This window comes from Pseudomonas triticifolii (assembly GCF_014358015.1).
Taxonomy (GTDB): domain Bacteria; phylum Pseudomonadota; class Gammaproteobacteria; order Pseudomonadales; family Pseudomonadaceae; genus Aquipseudomonas; species Aquipseudomonas triticifolii.
This window is the reverse complement of the sequence record NZ_JACONV010000021.1, coordinates 1-20,291: the sequence shown is the minus strand read 5'-3', so window position 1 is coordinate 20,291 and position 20,291 is coordinate 1. Positions and strand designations below refer to the sequence as shown.

Genomic DNA, 20,291 nt, shown 5'->3' with positions numbered 1-20,291 from the left:
CCCACGGAGTGAAAATCGGTCCCATTAGCCAGTGGGAGCGGACTTGTCCGCGAAGGGGCCAGTACACTCAGCCAATGTGTGGCGCCTGAAACTCAGTCTTCGCGGACAAGTCCGCTCCCACGGAGTGTTCAGCCAGCCATCACCGTTCAGCTCGATTCCAACGTCCTTTTTGACGTGTGCATGACGCTGAGCACTGAAGCGCGGAAACCCTTCGACTGGCCCAAGCTGCACCCCATTCATCCGTCACATGACTGCCTTTCATATGCCAGATAAAACCCGATGGGTTAGAATAGCCCCCTTTTCCGCCATGCCCCCTTGAGGACTGCCATGTTCAGCCGTGATTTGACTCTCGCGAAGTACGACGCCGATCTGTTTGCCGCCATGGAGCAAGAAGCTCTGCGTCAGGAAGAACACATCGAGTTGATCGCCTCGGAAAACTACACCAGTCCGGCCGTCATGGAAGCTCAGGGCTCGGTCCTGACCAACAAGTACGCCGAAGGCTACCCAGGCAAGCGTTACTACGGCGGCTGCGAATACGTAGACGTGGTTGAGCAACTGGCCATCGACCGTGCCAAGGAACTGTTCGGCGCCGATTATGCCAACGTCCAGCCGCACGCAGGCTCGCAAGCCAACTCGGCTGTGTACCTGGCGCTGCTGCAGGGCGGCGACACCATTCTGGGCATGAGCCTGGCCCACGGTGGTCACTTGACCCACGGCGCGAGCGTTTCGTCGTCGGGCAAGCTGTACAACGCCGTGCAGTACGGCATCGACGCCAACGGCATGATCGACTACGACGAAGTCGAGCGTCTGGCCGTTGAGCACAAGCCAAAAATGATCGTGGCCGGTTTCTCTGCCTACTCGCAGATTCTGGACTTCCCGCGCTTCCGCGCCATCGCTGACAAGGTCGGTGCCTACCTGTTCGTCGACATGGCCCACGTGGCCGGTCTGGTCGCCGCTGGTGTCTACCCGAACCCGGTGCCTTTCGCTGACGTCGTGACCACCACCACCCACAAGACCCTGCGCGGTCCACGTGGCGGTCTGATCCTGGCTCGCGCCAACGCCGACATCGAGAAAAAGCTGAACTCGGCCGTATTCCCGGGCGCACAAGGCGGCCCGCTGGAACACGTCATCGCCGCCAAGGCCGTGTGCTTCAAGGAAGCGCTGCAGCCTGAGTTCAAGGCGTACCAGCAGCAAGTGGTCAAGAACGCCAAGGCCATGGCCGGCGTGTTCATCGAGCGCGGTTTCGACGTGGTATCCGGCGGTACTGAAAACCACCTGTTCCTGCTGTCGCTGATCAAGCAGGACATTTCCGGTAAAGACGCCGACGCCGCCCTGGGTCGCGCCTTCATCACAGTCAACAAAAACTCCGTCCCGAACGATCCACGCTCCCCGTTCGTCACCTCCGGCCTGCGCTTCGGTACCCCGGCAGTGACCACTCGCGGCTTCAAGGAAGCAGAGTGCAAAGAACTGGCTGGCTGGATCTGCGACATCCTGGCTGACCTGAACAACGAAACCGTGATCGACGCGGTACGCGAGAAGGTCAAGGCCATCTGCGCCAAGCTGCCGGTTTACGGCGCTTGATCTGATCCATTTGACGCGATAACGAAAAACCCCGACTCGAAAGAGCCGGGGTTTTTTATTGCGCGCACGTTTGAGGGATTCGCTTTACAGCAGCTACGCCGAAATCCTCGCAAACCCCGCCCGAATCTTCTCCTCCGGCAGCTCGTCGGCGATGAACACGATCACGCTCTCGCGCGGCTCGCCTTCGGCCCATTCGGTGTCCCAGTCGAAGCCATACAGCTTGAGCACGCCCTGAAACACCATGCGCCTGTCTTCACCCGCGATGTTGAGCACACCTTTGTAGCGCAACAGTTGTTTGCCGTGGTCTTCCAGCAGTTCGTTCATGAATTCGCTGAGACGGTCCAGATCCAGGGGCTTGTCGCTGCGCAGGACGAGGCTGGTGATGCGGTCGCCGGAGTTACCGACAGGTGCCAGCGGACGCAAGATCATCCCGCCGCCAAGGTCGGCATTGAGGTTGAAGCCACGCACGTCGAGCAATTCGGCCAGATCGATCTTGCCGTGCTCGACAATACGGATCGGAGCCCGGCGGTTGATGCGGGTCAGGCGCGCACTGAGGGCTTCAAACGCGGCGTCGTCGACCAGATCGCGCTTGCTCACCAGCAACCGGTCGGCAAAGCCGATCTGCGCCTGGGCGATGGTCTGGGTCAGGTGAGTATCGGCGTGCGCGGCATCGACCAGGGTGATGATGCCGTCGAGGATGTAGCGCTCACGCAGTTCTTCGTCGATGAAAAATGTCTGCGCAACGGGAGCAGGATCGGCCAGGCCGGTGCATTCGATCACCAACCGGTCGAAGGCGATTTCGCCGCTGTCCAGGCGTTCGAGCAGCAGGTACAGCGCTTTGGTCAGGTCCGTGTGGATGGTGCAGCAGACGCAGCCATTGGACAAAGTCATGACTTGCACGGGGTCAGTGCCCAGCAACTGGCTGTCGATGCCGGCATCGCTGAACTCGTTCTCGATCACGGCAATCTTCAGGCCATGCTCGGCCTTGAGCAGATGGCGCAAGAGCGTGGTCTTGCCTGCGCCGAGAAAGCCGGTCAGCACAGTGACGGGGATAGGTTGCAACTCGCTCATAAAGCTCCAGGCATGATGCATTTGGCTGAAATGAAAACGCGCCACAGGTAACAGCCTGTGGCGCGTCGAGTCAAACGATAACGCAGATCAGAGGATCAGCAGCACTTCGGACCGCCCTTGCCGCCGTAACGCGCCTCTTGCCGCTCCCGAAAGAACTGCTCGTAGGTCATCATCGGCTTGTCCGGGTGCGTGGTCTGCATGTGCTCGACGTACGTGTCGTAGTCCGGCATGCCTACCATCAGGCGGGCGGCCTGACCGAGGTACTTCCCGAGACGACTCAGGTCATTGAACATTAGCAAATCCTCTGTGGGCGACCATCATCACACCTGCGACGCTGGTGGCATGGCCTGGAACGGTGATTCTTTATCGGTCCGCTCCTTCTTGCCCCAGGCCGCGATACCGACTTTCAGGGCGTAGAACAGAATGCTGAACACCACGAACAGGAACAGGATGGTCAGACCCGCGTTGGTGTACGCGTTGAAGATCACATGCTGCATCTGGTCCATGGTCTTGGCCGGAGCAAGAATCTGACCGGCGTCCGCTGCTGCGCTGTATTTCTTGGCCAGGGCCAGGAAGCCAACGGCAGGGTTGGAGTCGAACAGTTTGATCAGGCCTGCGGTCACGGTGCAGATCAGCAGCCAGGTAGCGGGCAGCATGGTGACCCAGACGTAGCGCTGACGCTTCATCTTGATCAGCACGACACTTGCGAGCATCAGCGCGATACCGGCCAGCATCTGGTTGGAGATACCGAACAGCGGCCACAAGGTGTTGATGCCACCCAGCGGATCGATCACGCCCTGATACAGCAGGTAACCCCAGAGTGCGACACAACCACCGGTGCCGATGGCGTTGGCAGTCCAGGACTCGGTGCGTTTAAGCGCCGGAACGAAGCTGCCCAGCAAGTCCTGCAGCATGAAGCGACCGGCGCGTGTGCCGGCGTCAACCGCCGTCAGGATGAACAGGGCCTCGAACAGGATTGCGAAGTGGTACCAGAACGCCATGGTGTTTTCACCCGGCAGGACCTGGTGCAGGATCTGCGCGATACCGACCGCAAGCGTCGGAGCACCACCGGCACGGGCCAGAATGGTGTTCTCGCCGATGTCCTTGGCCACCGCCGTCAGTTGCTCAGGCGTAATGGTGAAGCCCCAACTGGTGACGGTCTGTGCAACCGCTACCACGTCGCTGCCGACCACGGCCGCCGGGCTGTTCATGGCGAAGTAGACACCTGGCTCGATCACCGAAGCGGCAACCATCGCCATGATGGCCACGAAAGACTCCATGAGCATGCCGCCGTAACCGATGTAACGGGCGTTTTTCTCGTTATCCAGCAGCTTGGGCGTGGTGCCCGAAGAAATCAGCGCGTGGAAGCCCGATACCGCACCGCACGCGATGGTGATGAACAGGAACGGAAACAGAGCGCCCTTCCAGACAGGACCCGTGCCGTTGGTGAACTGGGTCAGGGCCGGCATTTTCAGCTCGGGCGCCAGAATCAGGATGCCGATCGCCAGTGCCACGATGGTGCCGATCTTCAAAAAGGTCGACAGGTAGTCACGGGGTGCCAGCAGCAGCCAGACCGGCAGCATCGCCGCCACAAAGCCGTAGCCCACCAACATCCAGGTGATCTGTATGCCGGTGAACGTGAACGCCGGGCCCCAGGTCGGGTCGGCCGCGACTGCGCCGCCGACCCAGATGGAGGCCAGCAGCAGAATCACGCCGATGATGGAGATTTCACCGATACGGCCCGGGCGGATGTAGCGCATGTAAATGCCCATGAACATCGCAATCGGGATGGTCGCCATGACGGTGAACATGCCCCACGGACTTTCTGCCAGGGCTTTCACCACGATCAGCGCCAGCACCGCGAGGATGATGATCATGATCAGGAAGCAGCCGAACAAGGCGATGGTGCCGGGAATACGGCCCATCTCCTCGCGCACCATGTCGCCCAGCGAGCGACCGTTACGGCGTGTGGAGAGGAACAGGATCATGAAGTCCTGTACCGCACCGGCCAGTACCACACCGGCAATCAGCCACAGCGTGCCGGGCAGATACCCCATCTGCGCCGCCAGTACCGGACCGACCAGCGGGCCTGCGCCTGCGATGGCCGCAAAGTGGTGACCGAAAAGAATATGTTTGTTGGTCGGCACATAGTCCAGACCATCGTTGTTGACCACTGCAGGCGTTGCGCGCAGCGGGTCGAGTTGCATGACGTGATTGGCGATGAAAAGACTGTAGTAACGATAAGCAACCAGATAGATGGCGACCGCTGCGACCACTATCCACAAGGCGTTGATCGCCTCACCGCGGCGCAAGGCCACGACCCCCAGAGCACATGCTCCAACAATTGCGACGATGAGCCAGGGAACATGGCGCATCAGACTATTATTATTTTTCATTTTTTTATTCCAGCAGAGTTGACTAGAAGGCAAGCAGTGCGAGTTTAGCGCTGTCGCAGCGAAAGGCCACCCCCCACGATGGTCTAGACCGAAATTTGATCAATTAAGGCAGATACCCGGCATAGAGCGGTTCGCATGCGCTCGCGGACAGATGGGCAATAAAACTGTGATGGCCATCTGTCCGAAGGCCTCTTTCAGGTCTATGGTGCATGAAAGACCGTATTGATCAGCCGCAACGCCATGCTCCTGGCACCGGGAAGCCGCAACGAGAGAGTTCACTTGATGACTGACTCACCTGCAGATCGCCGACGTTTCAAACGCATCGCTTTCGACGCCACAACCGACCTGATGCAAGGCGACAACCACTGGAAAGTACAACTGGTCGACCTGTCGCTCAAGGGTCTGCTGATCGAGCGGCCCGATCCCTGGACGGGAGACCCCGCGCAGGACTTTCAGGTCGACATCCACCTCAGCACTGATACCTACGTGAAAATGGATGTGCACCTGACCCACGACAACAACCGCCAGTTGGGTTTTGTGTGTCGGCACATCGGCTTGCAGTCGATCAGCCACTTGAAGCGGCTGGTCGAGCTGAACCTTGGCGATGAAGAAGAACTGGATCGCGAGCTGGCGGCGCTGATCGAAATCTAGCGCCGCTTACTCGAACAGCGCATCCAGCGCCTGTTCAAGACGGGTCACGGCAATGATCTGAAACCCCGGAGGCGCTTCTTTCGGCGCGTTGGCCTTGGGCACGATGGCCCGCTTGAAACCATGCTTGAACGCCTCTTTAAGACGCTCCTGCCCGCTGGGCACCGGCCTCACCTCGCCTGAAAGGCCCACCTCGCCGAAGACCAGCAAGTCATGGGGCAACGGCCGATTGCGCAAGCTCGACATGACGGCTGCCATCAGCGCCAGGTCGGAAGCCGTTTCCAGCACCTTCACACCGCCCACTACGTTGAGAAACACGTCCTGGTCGTGAGTCGGAATGCCTCCGTGCCGGTGCAGAACCGCCAACAGCATCGCCAGTCGATTCTGATCAAGACCCAGCGTGACCCGACGTGGATTGGACATATGGCTGTCGTCCACCAGCGCCTGGACTTCGACCAGCATGGGACGCGTACCTTCCCACGTGGCCATGACCACACTGCCCGGCACTTCTTCCTGGGCACGAGTAAGAAAGATCGCCGACGGGTTAGAGACCTCTTTCAGGCCCTTGTCGGTCATGCCGAACACGCCCAGTTCGTTCACCGCGCCGAAACGATTTTTCACTGCGCGCAGCAGACGCAGGCGGCCGTCAGACTCACCTTCGAAATACAGCACAGTGTCGACCATGTGCTCCAGCACGCGAGGTCCGGCCAGCGCGCCTTCCTTGGTGACGTGTCCGACCAGAAAGATGGCCGTGCCACTCTGTTTGGCGTAGCGCACCAGTAGCGCGGCGCTTTCACGCACCTGTGCCACGCCGCCCGGCGCGGATTGCAGCTGTTCGGTGAAGATCGTCTGGATGGAGTCGATCACCATCACCTTGGGCTGCTCGACCCGCGCCGTGGCGATGATGGATTCGATACAGGTCTCGGTCATGACCCGCAGCTTGTCCTGCGGCAGCCCCAAACGACGGGCGCGCATGGCAACCTGCTGCTGGGACTCCTCGCCCGTCACGTACAGCGCAGGCATGCGTTGCGCAATGTTGCACAGGGTTTGCAGCAGGATTGTGGACTTGCCGATGCCGGGATCACCGCCGATCAACACCACAGAGCCGTCCACCAAACCGCCGCCCAGCACGCGGTCCAGCTCGGCGGAATTGGTCGAAAAACGAGGGATTTCCTCGACGCTGACCTCAGCCAGGGTCTTGATCTGCGCTTGCGCGCCGGTCCAGCCTGCACGACCGCTCGGCGCAGCCGCCGCGCCGCTTTCGATCATGGTCTCGACAAGGGTGTTCCAGGCACCGCAGTCGCTGCACTGGCCCGCCCATTTGGGAAATGTCGCGCCGCATTCTGTGCAGCCGTACAAGCGTTTGGCCTTGGCCATGACAACCCCAATCGTAAAAGCGCACATGATAACGCAGGTTGCGACACCCGTTGGCCGGTCATCGAAGCTGGGCGTTCAAGACCGATAAAACTTCCACGAATCAGCCCGGTCGATTGAACATGCACGGGCAACACCCGGGTGAGTGCATTACACTTGACCGGGTCATTTAAGCTGTAACAAGGAATTACTCATGAGCGTATTAAGCGAGTTCAAGGCATTCGCGGTCAAAGGTAACGTGGTCGATATGGCCGTCGGTATCATCATTGGCGCGGCATTCGGCAAAATCGTTTCGTCGTTCGTCGGCGATGTAATCATGCCGCCACTGGGGCTATTGATCGGTGGCGTTGACTTCAGTGACCTGGCGGTGACCCTGCGAGCCGCTGACGGAACAGCCCCGGCCGTGCTGCTGGCCTACGGCAAGTTCATCCAGACCGTCATTGACTTCATCATCGTCGCATTCGCCATCTTCATGGGCGTCAAAGCCATCAACCGCCTGAAGCGTGAAGAAGCCAAGGCCCCTACCCTGCCGCCAACACCTTCGAAAGAAGAAGTGCTGCTGGGCGAGATCCGCGACCTGCTCAAGGAGCAGAACAAGCCAATGACGCCGATCACCGTGGACCCCGCTCGTCCGGTGTGAGGATGCGCGCTGTTTGATCTGCCCCCAAGAAGTCAGATGGATGTCCAGCTTTTGGGGTGCGGATCAGTTTTGTGGGAGCGAGCTTGCTCGCGAAAGGGCCGGTACATCCAACAACTATTCAGCGACACGGCACGCCGCCAGGTCCGCTCCCATGAAGGGTACAGACTGTCTGACAGGGCGGCGACCTACCAATAGGTCTCCACCGCCACTTGCCCCGGCTTGCGTGAAAGACTCAGGCGCATGTCGCGCTGTTTCAGCAAGGCGCGGGTGTCGTCGATCATTTGCGGGTTGCCGCACAGCATCACACGCGAATGCTCGGGCGTGATCTCAATGCCAGCTGCGCGTTCCAGTTCGCCATTTTCAATCAACTGCGTGATTCGGCCGTTCAAGGCGCCCGGGTGCTGCTCGCGGGTGACAGTGGGCAAGAACAGGAACTTATGGGCGTATTCGGCCAGGTACTCACGCTCCATCAGCTCGGCAATCAGCGATTGATACGCCAGTTCCCTGGTCTCGCGCACGCTATACACCAGAATCACACGCTCGAATTTTTCCCACACTTCGAAGTCCTGCAGAATCGACAGAAACGGCGCAACGCCGGTGCCTGTGGATAACAGCCACAGATCACGCCCATCGATGAAACGGTCCAGCGTGAGATAACCGAAGGCCTGTTTCTCCACCATCAGGCTGTCACCCTCGCGCAGGCGGCTCAACTCGCTGGTGAACTCGCCGTCAGGCACCACGATGGAGAAAAACTCCAGAAACTCGTCATGCGGGGACGACACCATCGAATAGGCGCGCCAGACCGTGGTGCCATCCGCCTTGGTCACACCCAGACGCGCGAACTGCCCCGCCCGAAATCTGAAGCCAGGGTCGCGGGTCACGCGCAGCGTGAACAAATTGGGGGTCAATGGCGTGACACGCTGGAGCGTCTGCCGAGTGAACTTGTCTTCGCTGACGGTCATGGTGCGTCTCGGACTCCCGAATATGAAAGGTGGTGAACAGTGTCCCGCAAAGCGCGTGCGATAAACACCTCCGGTTTGTAGGGGCTGCCGGACCAAAACGCTGCGCGGCTTAGAGCATTTGGTTCTTGCGCTGCCTTGCACTCGGATCGAACCGTTTTAGCCCATTCACGACGAGACGCGCTGTAACGGGTGTTTTGGCCAGATTACGCCTTTGGGAGTACGTAAAAGCCATCATTCCACCCGTCTGGACCCCTGCTTACTCCCAAAACTCGTGATTGATCTTCTCTAGACTGGATAAAAGCACAGCAAACTTTCGCCATCAAAGGTATGGAGGCGATCAGGAACATCATGGACATCAACGCTTGGCACCTTCCCCATCCCAAAGAATTGACACAGAGAGAAATCGAGGTTCTTCAATGGTCTGCCGAGGGCAAGACCGCAGCCGATATCGCCATCATTCTGAGCCTCAAGGAGCGCACGATCAATTTTCACGTTGCCAGTGCCATTTTGAAAATGGGCGCTACCAACAAAACCGCAGCAGTGGCCCGAGCGGTAAAAAGCGGGGTTATCCAGCTAGACCTTTGATAGTGCAGCAATGGGCAGGTGCCAAAGCGAGAAAAGTACGTAAAATCACCTCTCTCAGCGAGCCCGTAAGTCAACGGGCTTACGTGCCTGCCCAGAGTTGTCCTGCCAATGCCCTTGCTCATCAGCCCTTTTGCTCAACTTGACCTCATTCGCCAACCCGAACAGCAAGATGAGCCGCTACAGGCATTCGATGCCGCTGACGAGTACCTGCTCAATTTCGTCGCAGAAACCGGGCTGGCCCTGCAAAGCCGCGTGTTGGTCCTCAATGACAGCTTTGGCGCACTGGCGGCCAGCCTTGCGCCTCATGCAACAGTGGTCAGCAGCACCGACTCGTTCCTCGCCGCCCAAGGCCTTGAGAAAAACCTGACGCGCAACGGCCTGGCCTACGACAGCGTGCCGCTGATCCCCGCCAGCGCGCCACTGACGGGCCCGTTTGACTGGGTACTGATCCGGGTGCCCAAGACGCTGGCCCTGCTTGAAGAACAACTGATTCGTCTGCAAGGCCAGTTGGCCCCCGGTGCCCGCGTGATTGCGGCGGCGATGATCAAACACTTGCCACGCTCGGCCGGCGATCTGCTCGAAGAGTACGTGGGGCCGGTGCAGGCCTCGCTGGCGGTCAAGAAAGCCCGTCTGCTGTTCGCGACACCGCAGATCAAGGAGATCAGGTCGTCGCCCTACCCCACGCGCTACACGCTCGACGAGCCTGCCATCGAGCTGCTTAACCATGCCAATGTGTTCTGCCGGGAAGGCCTGGACATCGGCACGCGTGCCTTTCTGCCCTATCTGCCAAAAAACCTCGGCGCAGCACGGGTCGCCGATCTGGGCTGCGGAAACGGTGTACTGGCGATTGCCAGCGCACTGGACAATCCCCAGGCGCAGTACACGCTGGTGGACGAGTCATTCATGGCCGTGCAGTCCGCCGCCGAGAACTGGCAAGCCCGCCTGGGCGAGCGAGACGTGGTGATCCGCGCCGCCGACGGCCTGGCGGGTCAAGAGCCAGATTCACTGGACGTGGTGCTGTGCAACCCCCCCTTCCATCAGCAGCAGGTAGTCGGCGACTTCCTGGCCTGGCGCATGTTCCAGCAGGCCCGCGCAGCCCTTGTAACAGGCGGCGCGCTGTACATCGTCGGCAACCGTCATCTGGGCTATCACACCAAGCTGTCGCGGCTGTTCCGGGGTGTCGAGCAGGTGGCAGCAACGCCCAAGTTCGTGATCCTCAAGGCCCGCAAGTAACACCCCGCTTTTCGCAGCTCAAAAAAAACCCTCCGAAACCGGAGGGTCTGTAAAACGTGTCCGTGGACACGGTGCGGGAATGCGTTGCGTGGCCGATCAGTGCGTGGTCAGGCCAGCCGCACTCATGAACATGCGCATCAGGCTGGCGACGATGAACAGCGCAAGCACACTGCCCGCCCAGATGCCGACCAGCCAGGCCACTCGTTGCCAGAGCGGTTTGCTGAGTGCCGGATCCGGGTCGTGCATGGTTTTTTTGCCAGACATGATCAATCTCCTCTGTTCGGACTAGTGATAACCGTCTTCTGCGGTGACTTTGCCGCGGAACACGTAGTAGCTCCAGAAGGTGTATCCCAGGATGAACGGAAGGATGAACAGCGTGCCGACCAGCAAGAAGCCCTGGCTTTGCGGCGGCGCGGCGGCGTCCCAGATCGAGACCGACGGCGGAATGATGTTCGGCCACAGGCTGATGCCAAGCCCGCTATAACCCAGGAAGATCAACAGCAGGGTCAGCAGAAACGGCGTGTAGTGCGCGTTGCGTGCCACGGCCTTGAACAGCCCGTACATGGTCACCAGCACCAGAATCGGCACCGGCATGAACCAGAACAGGTTCGGCATGCTGAACCAGCGATGCGCGATGTCAGGGTGCGCCAGCGGCGTCCACAGACTCACCACCCCCATGACCACCAGAACGGCCACGGCCAGAGGGCGCGCCAGGTCATGCATCGCCTTCTGCAGCGAACCTTCGGTTTTCATGATCAGCCAGGTGCAGCCCAGCAGCGCATACGCCACGATCAGGGCCAGGCCGCAGAACATCGGGAACGGTGCCAGCCAGTCGAGCGAGCCGCCTGCGAACTGGCGATTCACCACCGGAATGCCCTCGATGAATGCGCCTAACGCCACGCCCTGAAAGAAGGTCGCGGCCAGAGAACCACCGATAAAGGCCTTGTCCCACAGGTGACGCTTCTTTTCGGTAGCCTTGAACCGAAACTCGAACGCCACGCCACGGAAAATCAAGCCTAACAGCATGAACATCAAGGGCAGGTACAGCGCCGACAGCACGACCGAGTAGGCCAGCGGAAACGCGCCGAACAGTGCCGCGCCCCCCAGTACCAACCAGGTTTCGTTGCCATCCCAGATCGGCGCGACGGTGTTCATCATCACGTCCCGGTCGGAACTGTCTTTCATGAACGGGAAAAGAATCCCGATACCCAGGTCAAAGCCGTCCATCACGACATACATCATGATGCCGAAGATGATGATGACGGCCCAGATCAGCGGAAGATCGATACCCATGGCTTAATTCCCCTTGCCGAGCGCGTCAACATTGTCGCCATCGTCTACGCCTTCAATCGCGGCAGAGAGCGGACGGGCCGGTGTACGTTTCTGACCGGGGCCACCTTGTGGCACGTGATCGACGTACGCTTTCGGACCTTTGCGCACCAGACGCATCATATAGCCCAGACCCGCGCCGAACAGCACGAAGTACACGACCACGAACAGCGCCAGAGTGATGCTCATCTGCGCCACGCTGTGGTTGGACGAAGCATCGGCGGTACGCATCAGGCCGTAGACGACCCACGGCTGGCGGCCGACCTCGGTGGTAAACCAGCCTGCGAGGATTGCCACCAGACCCGAAGGCCCCATCCACAAGGTCAGGTACAGGAAAGGACGCGACTGATAGAGCGTACCGCGCTTGCGCAGCCACAGGCTCCACAGGCCGGTCAGAATCATCAGCATACCCAGTGCAACCATGATCCGGAACGACCAGAACACGATGGTTGAATTCGGACGGTCTTCAGGCTTGAACTCCTTCAGAGCCGGGACTTGCTTGTCCAGGCTATGCGTCAGGATCAAGCTGCCCAGGTACGGAATTTTCACCGCGTACTTGGTGCGTTCTTCCTTCATGTCAGGAATGCCGAACAGAATCAGCGGTGTCGGCTCATCGCCAACGTTTTCCCAGTGACCTTCCATGGCGGCAATCTTGGCTGGCTGGTGCTTGAGGGTATTCAAGCCGTGGAAGTCACCCACGACAGCCTGAATCGGCGCAACGATCAGTGCCATCCACATCGCCATCGAGAGCATCTTGCGCACGGCGGGCGTGTCGCGGCCACGCAACAAGTGCCAGGCGGCCGAAGAGCCGACGAAGAACGCTGTCGCGACAAAGGCAGCAATCGCCATGTGTGTCAGGCGATACGGGAACGACGGGTTGAAGACGATGGCAAACCAATCGGTCGGGATCACACGACCGTCGATGATTTCAAAGCCTTGCGGGGTCTGCATCCAGCTGTTGGACGACAGAATCCAGAAGGTGGAAATCAGCGTACCGACGGCGACCATCACCGTGGAGAAGAAATGCAGTTTGCGTCCAACGCGGTTCCAGCCGAACAGCATCACACCGAGGAAACCGGCCTCAAGGAAAAACGCCGTCAACACCTCGTACGTCAGTAACGGTCCAGTGACCGCGCCTGCGAAGTCGGAGAAGCGGCTCCAGTTGGTGCCGAATTGATAGGACATGACCAGTCCGGACACAACGCCCATGCCGAAGTTGACGGCAAAGATCTTGGACCAGAAGTGGTACAGGTCGCGATACACATCTTCGCGGGTCTTCAGCCACAAGCCTTCGAGCACAGCCAGGTAACTTGCCAGACCAATGGTGATGGCAGGAAACAGGATGTGGAACGAAATCGTGAATGCGAACTGAATTCGGGCGAGATCGAGAGCCTCAGAACCGAACATAAGTGTACCTCTCTCAGGTGAAACCGACCGACGGTAGCGAACCGGCAGCGAATGCCCCCACGGCTGTGGAGCGTTTGTCTCTCTGTTTGTTATGACCGTCATGCAAATTGACGGGTTGGCCCACATCTGCGGTCAATCCGCGATGACACGGATCAACCGACAGCTAAAGAGTAGTCCCATTCAGCCACTTAAGCCGTGTGGTCTTTTGTCGCGTGACGGGATGACTCACCCGGGGCAGCGGGAGGCCTCTCTGTGTCTTCGATATAAGGCTGCGACGCAGCACTTGAAGGGGCCGTGGGAGTGAGCCTGCTTACTAACGGGCCGGTACATCCGCTCACTGTCTGGCGTCTGTCCGGCCGTTTTCGCGAGCACGCTCGCTCCCACGAGGATGTCGCATCGATAGGCTTACAACAGCTTGTCCAGCGTAATCGGGAACTCGCGCACCCGCTTGCCAGTGGCGTGGTAGATGGCGTTGGCAATCGCTGCCGGAACACCCACGATGCCGATTTCGCCGACGCCCTTGGAGCCCAGTGCATTGACGATCTCGTCGTGTTCTTCGACGAACAGCACATCAATGTCACCGATATCGGCATTAACCGGAATGTGGTACTCCGCCAGACTGTGATTCATCGGCCGACCCAGGTCGTGATCCAGCATGGCTTCCTCCTGCAAGGCCATGCCCATACCCCACACGACGCCGCCAAGGATCTGGCTGCGGGCCATCTTGGGATTGACCACGCGACCGGCCGCAATGGCGCTGACCACCCGATTGACCTTGATGGTGCCTAGATCCTCGTCCACCAGCACTTCAACGAATACCGCCGAGTGGGTAGCCGCCGCGTAGGCCTCGCGCTTCTTGTCAGGCTCGGCATCGACCTGGACTTCGATCACGCCACTGGCTTGAGCCGCCGCCAGTTCAGCCATCGAAACGATCTGATCACCCAGATACAGACTGCCCGACTCAAACCGCACCTCATCCGGCGTGGCCGAGGCGTACTGTGGATACCTGCCCTTCGCGACTTCCAGCAACTGACGCTGCAAGGCCTGACACGCTTGCTGCACCGCTGTACCGACTGACGACACGGTGAACGAGCCGCCTTGCAGCGGCGCGGTCGGCAGCGACGAATCGCCCAACAGGAAGGTCACGTCTTCCACCGCCAACCCCAAGGTTTCGGCGGCAATCTGGGTCATGACCGTGTATGTGCCGGTGCCGATGTCAGTGGTTGCACTGCTGACCACCAGCTTGCCGTCCGAACCAAGGCGCGCCTTGGCGCTGGCTTTCATCTGCATCGCTTCCCAGACACCACCGGCCATACCCCAGCCGACCAGTTGGCGGCCTTCACGCATGCTGCGCGGTTCAGGGTTACGACGTTCCCAGCCAAAGCGCTCAGCGCCCTGTGCATAACACTCGCGCAGTTCCTTGCTGGAATACGGCTTGTCTTCGTTGCCGTTGCGCTCGGCGAAATTGGTCAGGCGCAAGCGCACGGGGTCGATGGCCAGCGCACACGCCAGTTCATCCATCGCACACTCAAGACCAATCATGCCCAACGCCGCGCCCGGCGCACGCATGTCCAGCGGCGTGAACACGTCCAGCGGCACTAGCTTGTAGGTCAATTGCACGTTGTCGCACTGATAGAGCATGCCGCTCCATTCCACGACGTGCTCGGTGAAGTCCTCGAAGCGCGACGTCTGACCAATCGCTTCATGCCCGATGGCCAGCAAGCGCCCGTTGGCCGCTGCGCCCAGACGCAATCGTTGCACCGTACGCGGACGGTAACCGAAGGTGAACATCTGCTGGCGCGTCAGCGTGACCCGCACCGAACGCTTGAGGTGCAAGGCGGCCATGACGGCCAATGGCAGTTGGTATTGCGGACGCAGACCGGAACCGAAGGCACCACCGACAAACGCAGCCAGCAAACGAATCTTGTCCTTTTCCAGGCCGAAGACCTCGTGCAGGTAATCCTGACAATTCTGCGTGCCCTGAGTCTTGTCGTGAATCTGCAGGCTGCCGTCGGCTTGGTACAGCACGGTCGACGCGTGCGGCTCCATCGGATTGTGGTATTCGCTGGGCGTGCTGTAGGTCGCATCGACACTCAGCGCGGAACTGGCCAGTTCCGCCTCGAAATTGCCGCGTGGTTTAGGCAGCTCGGACGATACATCGTGAGCCTGCCCCAGTTCGGCCAGCAAGTCGGTCTGGTGCGCCTGCTGATCGTATTCGATACGAATCAGCGAGCCTGCATGCCGGGCCATTTCCAGGGATTGAGCCACGACTAGCGCCAACGGCTGGCCGCTGTACAGCACGTTGTCGTTATACAGTGGCCGAAACGGAGAACCGTCCGCCGAATCGGCGTCTTCGTAGTTCTCGTCGTAACTGGCCAGCGAAGGACGATTGGTGTGATCCAGAATCGCGACCACGCCCGGCACCTTCAACGCCTCGGACGTGTCGATGCTCAGCACACGACCGTTGGCGATGGTGCTGGAAACGACGCTGCCGAACAGCAGGCCGTCTTCCGGGTATTCACCGGCATAGCGCGCGCCGCCTGTGACTTTCAGTTTGCCGTCGACGCGGTCCACGGGCTTGCCCATCGGGGAGAAGGAAACATTCATTGGGCAGTACCTCCCAGTGCCGCGTCGCTCAGGGCGCGAATGATCGCCCGGCGCGCCAGCCTGACCTTGAAAGCGTTGTGCTCAAGCGGTTGTGCATCCGCCAACATAGCGTCTGCTGCGGCCGCAAAATGCTCGCGTGTGGCGGGCTTGCCGATCAGCAACCGCTCGACTTCCTTGTCGCGCCACGGCTTGTGCGCTACACCGCCAAGCGCCAGACGCGCCTCGCTCACCACATCGCCGTTCAGTTCCAGCGCAGCGGCGACAGACACCAGCGCAAACGCATAAGAAGCGCGGTCGCGCACTTTCAGATAAGCGCTGTGACCAGCGAAACGCGGGGCAGGCAGCTCAATGGCCGTGATCAGTTCATCGTCGGCCAACTGATTGTCACGCTGCGGCGCATCGCCTGGCAGACGATGGAAGTCGGCAAATTCGATGGTGCGACGACCTGCGCGGCCCTCGACATGCACCACCGCTTCCAGCGCAGCCATAGCCACGCACATGTCGGAAGGATGCGTGGCGACGCAGTCGTCGCTGGCACCGAAGATCGCATGAATACGATTGAGGCCGTCCTTCGCAGGGCAGCCGCTGCCTGGCTCGCGCTTGTTGCACGGCACGCTGGCGTCGTAAAAGTAGTAGCACCGGGTGCGCTGCAACAGGTTGCCGCCCGTGCTGGCCATGTTGCGTAACTGTGGCGACGCGCCCGCCAGCAACGCCTGGCTCAACAACGGATAACGCGCTTCGACCAGCGGGTGCCAGGCCAGGTCGGCATTGCTGACCAGCGCACCGATCATCAACCCGCCCGAAGCCGTCTCGCTCACGTCTTTGAGCGGCAGATCATTGATGTCGATCAGATGCTCGGGGCGAGCGACATTTTCTTTCATCAGATCGAGCAGGTTGGTGCCGCCTGCAATAAACCGTGTGGCCGGGCCACTCAGATCAATGGCGGCGCGAATATCGGCAGGCTTGCTGTAGGTGAACGGATTCATCGGCTCACCTCCTGCGCTTTGGTCGCATCGTGGAACTGCGGCAAGGCCTCTTCCACTGCGGCCAGAATGTTGCTGTAGGCACCGCAGCGACAGAGGTTACCGCTCATCAGTTCCTGAATCTCGGCACGGGTGCTGGCGCGCCCTTCATTGGCGAGGCCCACAGCCGAGCAAATCTGCCCTGGCGTGCAATAACCGCACTGGAACGCGTCATGCTTGATGAAGGCCTGTTGCATCGGGTGCAGCGTATCGCCATCAGCCAGGCCTTCGATGGTGGTCAGCTCGGCGCCGTCGCACATGATCGCCAGGGTCAGGCAGGCATTGATACGCTTGCCGTCGCGCAGCACGGTGCAAGCACCGCACTGGCCGTGATCGCAGCCTTTCTTGGTGCCGACCAGATCGAGCCGGTCGCGCAACAGATCAAGCAAGGTGGTCCAGGGCTGTACATCGAGTTGACGCAGTTGCCCATTGAGGGTCAGGGAAATCGCGTGACTTGCGACATCCTTTGGAATCGGGTTCGGAACATTCATGGCAGCCTCACGGTAGGTACTCATTCAGCGCATTTTTATGCGTCTTAGGGGGTACGACTTCGCGTGATTTGCAACGTTCAGGGTTTCTCGGCAGCGATAGACAAGCGTGCAGATCATCCAAAAGCCGTCATCCACAAGCACCTATCGCGTTTGCCTGCTGGTATGATGCGCGGCTTTTTCCGACCCGCCATAAATTCTGCGGACTGCTCAGGCAGTCTGTGCTTTGCTGGTGGAGTCGAATCATTCACGACGCAGGCCGCGTCCCGGAGAGCCCGACATGCTGGAAAGGCTGTTTCAACTCAAGGCACATAACACCAACGTAAGAACCGAAATCCTTGCGGGCGTCACGACCTTTCTGGCGATGGCTTACATCCTGTTCGTCAACCCGAGCATCCTTGGCGAGACCGGCATGGATAAAGGGGCGCTGTTCGTTGCGACCTGTCTGGCCGCCGCCATCGGCTCGGCCGTGATGGGCCTGATCGCCAACTACCCGATTGCCCTGGCACCGGGCATGGGCCTGAACGCCTTCTTTACTTACACCGTGGTCCTGCACATGGGGCATACCTGGCAGGTGGCGCTCGGCGCGGTGTTCCTGTCGGCGGTGATGTTCTTTCTGCTGTCGATCTTTCGCATCCGTGAGTGGATCATCAACAGCATTCCCCTGCCCCTGCGCTCGGCGATTGCGGCCGGTATCGGTCTGTTCCTGGCACTGATTGCCTTGCAAAACGCCGGTATCGTGGTCAGCCATCCGGTCACCATGCTCAGCATGGGCGATCTCAAGCAGCCCGCCCCGATTCTGGCTACGCTGGGCTTCTTTCTGATTATTGCGCTGGACAAGCTCAAGGTTAAGGGCGCGGTGCTGATCGGCATTCTGGCGGTGACGCTTGCTTCCATTGCGCTGGGCTTCAGCCAATTCGCCGGCGTCATGTCGATGCCGCCCTCGCTGGCGCCGACCTTCCTGCAACTGGATATTCTGGGCGCGCTGGACGTCGGTCTGGTCAGCATCATCTTCGCCTTCCTGTTCGTCGATATCTTCGACAACTCCGGCACCCTGATCGGCGTCGCCAAGCGCGCCGGGCTGATGGGCAAGGACGGCCACATGCCGAAAATGGGTCGCGCCCTGATTGCGGACAGCACGGCAGCCATGGCCGGTTCGCTGCTGGGCACCTCGACGACCACCAGCTACATCGAGTCGGCTGCGGGCGTCAGCGCCGGCGGACGTACCGGCCTGACGGCCATCGTCGTAGCAGTATTGTTTTTGCTGGCGCTGTTCTTCGCGCCATTGGCCAGCAGCGTGCCAATTTACGCGACCGCGCCTGCCCTGCTGTTCGTCGCCGTGCTGATGGCCTCTGGTATGGCCGAGATCGACTGGGATGACATCACTGTCGCAGCACCTGTGGTGATTACTGCGCTGGCCATGCCATTCACGTATTCCATCGCCAACGGCATCGCTTTTGGTTTCATTTCCTGGACGGCGATCAAGCTGTTGTCGGGTCGCGGGCGTGAGCTGAATGCTGCGCTGGTGATCCTGTCGATCCTGTTCGTGATCAAGCTGGGCTGGTTCAACGCATGAGTGTTCCCTTCGACCCCGCGAGCTACGACCGTCAGTTCGCAGAAAAGACCGCACGCCTGCGCGAGTTGCTGGCCCCGTTCGATGCGCCCGAGCCGCAGGTGTTCGACTCGCCGCGTGAGCATTACCGCCTGCGAGCCGAGTTCCGCCTGTGGCGCGAAGACCAGAAGCGGTATTACGCGATGTTCGCGCCCGGCGACAACAAGACCCCGATTCTGCTCGACGGCCTGCCGATTGCCAGCGAGCGGATCAATGCCTTGATGCCGGTGCTGCGCGAGCGCTGGGAAGCCAGCCCGACGCTGAATCACAAGCTGTTCCAGGTGGACTTTCTGACCACCCTGGCGGGCGATGCGATGATCACGCTGTGTTATCACCGCCCGCTGGACGACGTCTGGCAAGCCGAGGCCGAGGTGTTGGCGGCTGAACTGAAGGTGAGCCTGATTGGGCGCTCCAAGGGCCAGCGGCTGGTCATTGGCCACGATTACGTGACCGAGCAGTTCGACGTTGCCGGGCGCATCTTCAGCTATCGCCAGCCGGAAGGTGCGTTCACCCAGCCCAACGGCACGGTCAATCAGAAAATGCTCAACTGGGCGTACGACGCGCTGGGCGAGCGTGATGACGATCTGCTGGAACTGTATTGCGGCAACGGCAACTTCACCCTGCCGCTGGCGACTCGGGTGCGTAAAGTGCTGGCGACCGAAATCAGCAAGACGTCAGTCAATGCCGCGCTGAGCAATCTGGAAGACAACGCCGTCGACAACGTCACGCTGGTGCGCCTGTCTGCCGAGGAACTGACCCAGGCCCTGAACGAGGTTCGCCCGTTCCGCCGCCTGCACGGTGTGGACCTCAAGCAGTATGAGTTCGGCAGCGTGTTCGTCGATCCGCCGCGTGCCGGCATGGACGCCGACACCTGCGAACTGACCCGTCGGTTCGAGCGCATCCTGTATATCTCCTGCAACCCGGAAACCCTGGCCGCCAACATTGCCCAGTTGCACGACACCCACCGAGTGGAGCGCTGCGCACTGTTTGACCAATTCCCTTACACCCACCATATGGAATCGGGTGTGTTGCTGGTCAGGCGTTGAGACCGACGATCGGTGCCCGTGCTGCGCCTGAGCGCAAGTCTCGCAGCAGGCACCGGATCGTGGGAAGCGGCTTGCCGGCGATGGCGTCAGTACAGTCACTGATGTAGCGCTTCAAAACCGCCTCGCCGGCAAGCCGCCTCCCACAGGTTAAGCATTCCGTCAGCGACGACCGTTTGAGTCCCGTGCTGCGCTTTATGCACAAGCCTTGCAGCAGGCACCAGATCGTGGGAGGCGGCTTGCCGGCGATGGCGTCAGTACAGTCACTGATGCGGCGCTTCAAAACCGCCTCG

General features: G+C 60.2%; 19 protein-coding genes. 7 read left to right on the top strand and 12 right to left on the bottom strand.

The window, feature by feature from the left end:
• The first annotated feature begins 327 nt into the window (after positions 1-327).
• Positions 328-1,581, top strand: coding sequence for a serine hydroxymethyltransferase (gene glyA, locus H8S56_RS20500; protein ID WP_024684991.1), 1,254 nt, complete (start codon positions 328-330; stop codon positions 1,579-1,581).
• Positions 1,582-1,674: 93 nt separating this feature from the next.
• Here the strand turns inward: glyA and yjiA are convergent, their stop codons facing one another.
• The 3 genes from yjiA to H8S56_RS20485 form a co-directional block, all read right to left on the bottom strand.
• A complete protein-coding gene (gene yjiA / locus H8S56_RS20495; protein WP_187519615.1) occupies positions 1,675-2,652 on the bottom strand; it encodes a GTPase in 978 nt (325 codons plus the stop codon).
• Between the two features lie 95 nt (positions 2,653-2,747).
• On the bottom strand, positions 2,748-2,945 hold the full coding sequence (locus H8S56_RS20490; protein WP_004884022.1) for a YbdD/YjiX family protein: 198 nt from the start codon (positions 2,943-2,945) through the stop codon (positions 2,748-2,750).
• A 27-nt stretch (positions 2,946-2,972) separates the two neighbouring features.
• The gene (locus tag H8S56_RS20485) at positions 2,973-5,048 is read right to left on the bottom strand and encodes a carbon starvation CstA family protein (protein ID WP_024684989.1); all 2,076 of its coding nucleotides are present in this window, start codon (positions 5,046-5,048) and stop codon (positions 2,973-2,975) included.
• A gap of 282 nt (positions 5,049-5,330) precedes the next feature.
• Between H8S56_RS20485 and H8S56_RS20480 the strand changes: the two genes are divergently transcribed.
• A complete protein-coding gene (locus tag H8S56_RS20480) occupies positions 5,331-5,699 on the top strand; it encodes a PilZ domain-containing protein (protein WP_187519614.1) in 369 nt (122 codons plus the stop codon).
• A 6-nt stretch (positions 5,700-5,705) separates the two neighbouring features.
• Here the strand turns inward: H8S56_RS20480 and radA are convergent, their stop codons facing one another.
• Positions 5,706-7,073 (bottom strand): DNA repair protein RadA, encoded by a 1,368-nt coding sequence (gene radA / locus H8S56_RS20475; RefSeq protein WP_024684987.1) that lies wholly within the window; start codon positions 7,071-7,073, stop codon positions 5,706-5,708.
• 190 nt (positions 7,074-7,263) lie between these two features.
• On the opposite strand from radA, the gene mscL reads away from it, so the two are divergent.
• On the top strand, positions 7,264-7,710 hold the full coding sequence (gene mscL / locus H8S56_RS20470; RefSeq protein WP_024694619.1) for a large-conductance mechanosensitive channel protein MscL: 447 nt from the start codon (positions 7,264-7,266) through the stop codon (positions 7,708-7,710).
• A gap of 185 nt (positions 7,711-7,895) precedes the next feature.
• Here the strand turns inward: mscL and H8S56_RS20465 are convergent, their stop codons facing one another.
• Positions 7,896-8,672: a ferredoxin--NADP reductase gene (locus tag H8S56_RS20465; RefSeq protein WP_024684985.1), complete on the bottom strand. Its 777-nt coding sequence runs from the start codon at positions 8,670-8,672 to the stop codon at positions 7,896-7,898.
• 348 nt (positions 8,673-9,020) lie between these two features.
• Between H8S56_RS20465 and H8S56_RS20460 the strand changes: the two genes are divergently transcribed.
• Both H8S56_RS20460 and H8S56_RS20455 read left to right on the top strand, forming a co-directional pair.
• Positions 9,021-9,257 carry a helix-turn-helix domain-containing protein gene (locus H8S56_RS20460; RefSeq protein WP_235986828.1) on the top strand — a complete coding sequence of 79 codons (237 nt, stop codon included), beginning with the start codon at positions 9,021-9,023 and terminating at the stop codon, positions 9,255-9,257.
• 108 nt (positions 9,258-9,365) lie between these two features.
• On the top strand, positions 9,366-10,490 hold the full coding sequence (locus H8S56_RS20455) for a methyltransferase (RefSeq protein WP_024684983.1): 1,125 nt from the start codon (positions 9,366-9,368) through the stop codon (positions 10,488-10,490).
• A 96-nt stretch (positions 10,491-10,586) separates the two neighbouring features.
• Here H8S56_RS20455 and H8S56_RS20450 read toward each other — a convergent pair whose 3' ends face one another.
• From H8S56_RS20450 to H8S56_RS20425, 6 genes are all read right to left on the bottom strand, one after another.
• Complete coding sequence (locus H8S56_RS20450; protein WP_032622535.1) at positions 10,587-10,754, bottom strand: DUF2474 domain-containing protein; 168 nt, start codon at positions 10,752-10,754, stop codon at positions 10,587-10,589.
• A gap of 21 nt (positions 10,755-10,775) precedes the next feature.
• Positions 10,776-11,783 carry a cytochrome d ubiquinol oxidase subunit II gene (cydB, locus tag H8S56_RS20445; protein WP_187519612.1) on the bottom strand — a complete coding sequence of 336 codons (1,008 nt, stop codon included), beginning with the start codon at positions 11,781-11,783 and terminating at the stop codon, positions 10,776-10,778.
• Between the two features lie 3 nt (positions 11,784-11,786).
• On the bottom strand, positions 11,787-13,226 hold the full coding sequence (locus H8S56_RS20440; protein ID WP_187519611.1) for a cytochrome ubiquinol oxidase subunit I: 1,440 nt from the start codon (positions 13,224-13,226) through the stop codon (positions 11,787-11,789).
• 405 nt (positions 13,227-13,631) lie between these two features.
• Positions 13,632-15,833, bottom strand: a complete 2,202-nt coding sequence (locus tag H8S56_RS20435) for a xanthine dehydrogenase family protein molybdopterin-binding subunit (RefSeq protein ID WP_187519610.1) — start codon at positions 15,831-15,833, stop codon at positions 13,632-13,634.
• Positions 15,830-16,819: an FAD binding domain-containing protein gene (locus H8S56_RS20430; protein WP_187519609.1), complete on the bottom strand. Its 990-nt coding sequence runs from the start codon at positions 16,817-16,819 to the stop codon at positions 15,830-15,832. The genes H8S56_RS20435 and H8S56_RS20430 overlap by 4 nt, the downstream gene beginning before the upstream one ends.
• Entirely contained in the window at positions 16,816-17,346 is a 531-nt protein-coding gene (locus H8S56_RS20425) for a (2Fe-2S)-binding protein (protein ID WP_187519608.1), read from the bottom strand. The genes H8S56_RS20430 and H8S56_RS20425 overlap by 4 nt, the downstream gene beginning before the upstream one ends.
• A 277-nt stretch (positions 17,347-17,623) precedes the next feature.
• Here H8S56_RS20425 and H8S56_RS20420 point away from each other — a divergent pair, with 277 nt between their 5' ends.
• On the top strand, positions 17,624-18,919 hold the full coding sequence (locus H8S56_RS20420) for an NCS2 family permease (protein ID WP_187519607.1): 1,296 nt from the start codon (positions 17,624-17,626) through the stop codon (positions 18,917-18,919).
• A complete protein-coding gene (trmA, locus tag H8S56_RS20415) occupies positions 18,916-20,001 on the top strand; it encodes a tRNA (uridine(54)-C5)-methyltransferase TrmA (protein WP_187519606.1) in 1,086 nt (361 codons plus the stop codon). Before H8S56_RS20420 ends, trmA begins: the two co-directional genes overlap by 4 nt.
• Here the strand turns inward: trmA and H8S56_RS24430 are convergent.
• Positions 19,991-20,291, bottom strand: a 301-nt coding sequence (locus tag H8S56_RS24430) for a hypothetical protein (protein WP_408003838.1), incomplete at its 5' end; no start/stop codon positions are given. The genes trmA and H8S56_RS24430 overlap by 11 nt on opposite strands.

What these genes read in the sequence shown, in the direction of transcription:
- glyA (WP_024684991.1), top strand. Translation starts at nt 328, where the DNA reads ATGTTCAGCCGTGATTTGACTCTCGCGAAGTACGACGCCGATCTGTTT.
- yjiA (WP_187519615.1), bottom strand. Translation starts at nt 2,652, where the DNA reads ATGAGCGAGTTGCAACCTATCCCCGTCACTGTGCTGACCGGCTTTCTC.
- H8S56_RS20490 (WP_004884022.1), bottom strand. Translation starts at nt 2,945, where the DNA reads ATGTTCAATGACCTGAGTCGTCTCGGGAAGTACCTCGGTCAGGCCGCC.
- H8S56_RS20485 (WP_024684989.1), bottom strand. Translation starts at nt 5,048, where the DNA reads ATGAAAAATAATAATAGTCTGATGCGCCATGTTCCCTGGCTCATCGTC.
- H8S56_RS20480 (WP_187519614.1), top strand. Translation starts at nt 5,331, where the DNA reads ATGACTGACTCACCTGCAGATCGCCGACGTTTCAAACGCATCGCTTTC.
- radA (WP_024684987.1), bottom strand. Translation starts at nt 7,073, where the DNA reads ATGGCCAAGGCCAAACGCTTGTACGGCTGCACAGAATGCGGCGCGACA.
- mscL (WP_024694619.1), top strand. Translation starts at nt 7,264, where the DNA reads ATGAGCGTATTAAGCGAGTTCAAGGCATTCGCGGTCAAAGGTAACGTG.
- H8S56_RS20465 (WP_024684985.1), bottom strand. Translation starts at nt 8,672, where the DNA reads ATGACCGTCAGCGAAGACAAGTTCACTCGGCAGACGCTCCAGCGTGTC.
- H8S56_RS20460 (WP_235986828.1), top strand. Translation starts at nt 9,021, where the DNA reads ATGGACATCAACGCTTGGCACCTTCCCCATCCCAAAGAATTGACACAG.
- H8S56_RS20455 (WP_024684983.1), top strand. Translation starts at nt 9,366, where the DNA reads ATGCCCTTGCTCATCAGCCCTTTTGCTCAACTTGACCTCATTCGCCAA.
- H8S56_RS20450 (WP_032622535.1), bottom strand. Translation starts at nt 10,754, where the DNA reads ATGTCTGGCAAAAAAACCATGCACGACCCGGATCCGGCACTCAGCAAA.
- cydB (WP_187519612.1), bottom strand. Translation starts at nt 11,783, where the DNA reads ATGGGTATCGATCTTCCGCTGATCTGGGCCGTCATCATCATCTTCGGC.
- H8S56_RS20440 (WP_187519611.1), bottom strand. Translation starts at nt 13,226, where the DNA reads ATGTTCGGTTCTGAGGCTCTCGATCTCGCCCGAATTCAGTTCGCATTC.
- H8S56_RS20435 (WP_187519610.1), bottom strand. Translation starts at nt 15,833, where the DNA reads ATGAATGTTTCCTTCTCCCCGATGGGCAAGCCCGTGGACCGCGTCGAC.
- H8S56_RS20430 (WP_187519609.1), bottom strand. Translation starts at nt 16,819, where the DNA reads ATGAATCCGTTCACCTACAGCAAGCCTGCCGATATTCGCGCCGCCATT.
- H8S56_RS20425 (WP_187519608.1), bottom strand. Translation starts at nt 17,346, where the DNA reads ATGAATGTTCCGAACCCGATTCCAAAGGATGTCGCAAGTCACGCGATT.
- H8S56_RS20420 (WP_187519607.1), top strand. Translation starts at nt 17,624, where the DNA reads ATGCTGGAAAGGCTGTTTCAACTCAAGGCACATAACACCAACGTAAGA.
- trmA (WP_187519606.1), top strand. Translation starts at nt 18,916, where the DNA reads ATGAGTGTTCCCTTCGACCCCGCGAGCTACGACCGTCAGTTCGCAGAA.